Here is a 2,828-nt window from a genome sequence, read left to right on the forward strand (position 1 = left end):
CTCACCACCCACGACGACGACCTGCTCGGCGCCTACCTGGACCACGGGACCCCCCTCCCGTACGCCCGCCTGCGGGCCTCGCTCGCGCGGCAGACGGGCCGTGCGCGCGTGCACCCCGTGTACGTCGGCTCGGCGATCACCGGCGCCGGTGTCGACGCCCTCGTCGAGGGCATCGCGGACCTGCTGCCCGCCGTCGCCGGAGATCCCCACGGACCGCTGTCGGGCCGGGTGTTCAAGGTGGAGCGCGGGGAGGGCGGTGAACGGATCCCCTACGTCCGGCTGTTCTCCGGCGAGCTCAGGGCCCGCGAGCACGTCACGGTCCGCGGCGTCCGGCACAAGGTCACCGGCCTGGCCGTCTTCGACCGCGGCGCGGCCGAGCGCCGTACGGTGGCGCGGGCCGGGCAGATCGCGACGCTGCGCGGCCTGCCGACGGTCCGGATCGGGGACGTGGTGGGCCGGGAGCCCGAAGGCCGCCCGTACGGATCCGTCTTCGCCGCGCCCACCCTGGAGAGCGTCGTGGTGCCGGCCGGCCCGGCGCGCACGGGCGACCTCCACACGGCCCTCGCCCGGCTCGCCGAGCAGGATCCGCTGATCGGCCTGCGCCAGGACCCGGACGGAGGCGAGGTGTCGGTGTCCCTCTACGGAGAGGTCCAGAAGGAGGTCCTCGCGGCCACCCTCGCCGAGGAGTACGGGATCGAGGTCTCCTTCCGCGAGACGACACCGATCTGCGTGGAACGCGTCACCGGGACGGGCGCCGCGCACGAGGTCCTCGACCACGGGGGCAATCCGTTCCTCGCGACGGTGGGGCTGCGGGTGGAGCCGGCGCCGGCCGGCAGCGGCGTCGCCTTCCGCCGGGAGGTCGAACTCGGCTCGCTCCCGCCGGGCTACATGCGGGCCGTCGAGGAGACCGTGCGCACGACGCTGCGGCAGGGCCTGTCCGGCTGGCAGGTGCCCGACTGCGCGGTGACCATGACCCACTCGGGCTTCTGCAGCATCCGCAGCACGGCCGGCGAGTTCAGGGCCCTGACGCCGCTCGTCCTGATGGCCGCGCTGCGGCGGGCCACGACGCAGGTGCACGAACCGGTGCACCGGTTCCGCCTGGAGTTCGCGCAGGACGCCTACCCCGCGGTCGCGCTCGCCTTGGCCCGCCACGGTGCCCTGCCGGGCACTCCGGTCGAGCAGGGGGACCGGTACGTGGTCGAGGGCCATCTGCCCGCGGACCGGGTGCACGGCCTGGAGCGGGAACTGCCGGAGCTCACCAGCGGAACGGGCGTCCTGGAGACGGAGTTCGCCCACCACCGCCCGGCCCGCACCCCGCGCGCACGGGTCCGCACCGATCACAATCCGCTGAACCGGGAGGAGTACCTGCTGCACGCGCACCGGAGGATGTGAACCGGACGCGGGGCGGCGCGGGGCGGCGCGGCGCGGTCCGCGGCCGGGAACGACGCCGCGGGCCGGCTCGTTGACCCGGGGCCGCCGCTTCGATCACGAAACGAGAACGAGGGAGTACCGTGCCCGTGCCCGAAACCCCTTCCGCTCCCGCCCCCGCCACCGCCCTGCCCCCGCTTCCGCCGCTCGCCGCCCAGGCGGAGCGCCTGATCGACCTCGGCGTGCCCCGGCTCGCCGGGATCTCCGCCGCCGCGCTGCGCACCCTCGCCGAGGACGCCGGCCCCGGGGACGGCGACGTCCTGCTCGCCGTCCACCCGGACCTCGCCCCCGCTTCCGTACTCGCACCGCTGCTGCGTCACGCGGGCAAGCCGGGCTTCGTCGTCACCGACATGACCGACGTCGACCGCTTCGCACCCCACCACGCCGAGCTGCCCGACGCGCCCGTCCACCTCGTCTCCGGACTCGACCGCGGCGACCACATGGCCGACTGGAGCCCGCAGGAGGCCCTCACCTCCTTCGGTGAGGAGGGCCGCACCCCGCTCGTGCTGACCGAGGGGATCCACTGGCTGCTACAGCGGCCCGAGGTGCTGGAGCGCAACCACTGCTTCATGACCATCGGTTCCCGCCTGCGCAAGCCCGGCGGCACCCTGGACGCCCGCACCCCGGCGATCTGGATCGGCAACGGCACCGGCCGGGACGGGCGGGAGCGGCGCGACGCCCCCAAGGTGGGCTGGTGCTGGTGGAACAACCGCCACACCTGGCTGGGCTTCGCCTCAGCCACCACCCGCCACCCCTGACCCCGCCCCGAACCCCGGGCGGACGTGCGCGGTGCTTCCTCCGTCGGGAACAGGAGCAGGGACAGGCCCGTGAGGTCTAGCCGGCGGGTTCGGGGTGGTCCGAGGTGAGCTGGGCCACCGCCGTCGGCATGAACCCCGCGACGGTGGTGGCCTCGGCCGGGGTCAGTGTGAGGACGCTGCTGATGACGACCAGTGAACTCCCCACACGGACCACGGTCGCGTCCGCGTGCGCCGTCTCGCCGCCCACCGGCACCGCGGCCTGGACGACCAGGCTCTCGTCCCCGAGGCGGGGCCCGGCGGCGACGGCGAAACCGGCGGTCTCGGCCGGTTCCTGCGCCGCGTGCGGCAACTCCACGCTGCGGCACCGGGCGACCAGGGCGCGGATGTCCTCCATCGCCCGCTGCGCACCGCCGTCCGGGAACGAGTAGAGCTTCTCCATACCCGGGATGACGCCGTTCCCGGCGGAGTGCCCGCCGCTGAACATGGCGGTCGCGTCGGCGGAGGCGGTCGCCGTGCTCGCGTCCACCACGCTCTGCCCGTCCAGCAGGCCCCCGCAGGACGAAGGCGCCGCGGGCGGGGACGAGGTCTTCGGGCTCTGCTCCAGGGGGTCGGCCTTGGAGGTCCAGCCGTCCGGCATGACCG

Annotated in this window: 3 protein-coding genes; 2 read left to right on the top strand and 1 reads right to left on the bottom strand. The window is 74.9% G+C overall.

Annotated elements, in window-relative coordinates; genetic code table 11:
• A partial coding sequence (locus ACFVXK_RS37980) for a GTP-binding protein (protein WP_389621775.1) occupies positions 1–1,392 on the top strand: 1,392 nt, incomplete at its 5' end.
• Positions 1,393–1,517: 125 nt separating this feature from the next.
• The gene (locus ACFVXK_RS37985) at positions 1,518–2,186 is read left to right on the top strand and encodes a DUF5701 family protein (protein ID WP_389621778.1); all 669 of its coding nucleotides are present in this window, start codon (positions 1,518–1,520) and stop codon (positions 2,184–2,186) included.
• A 76-nt stretch (positions 2,187–2,262) separates the two neighbouring features.
• Here the strand turns inward: ACFVXK_RS37985 and ACFVXK_RS37990 are convergent.
• Positions 2,263–2,828 (bottom strand): hypothetical protein (locus ACFVXK_RS37990; protein ID WP_389621780.1); only part of this gene is annotated, 566 nt, incomplete at its 5' end.

The organism is Streptomyces sp. NPDC058157 (genome assembly GCF_042884105.1).
GTDB lineage: Bacteria > Actinomycetota > Actinomycetes > Streptomycetales > Streptomycetaceae > Streptomyces.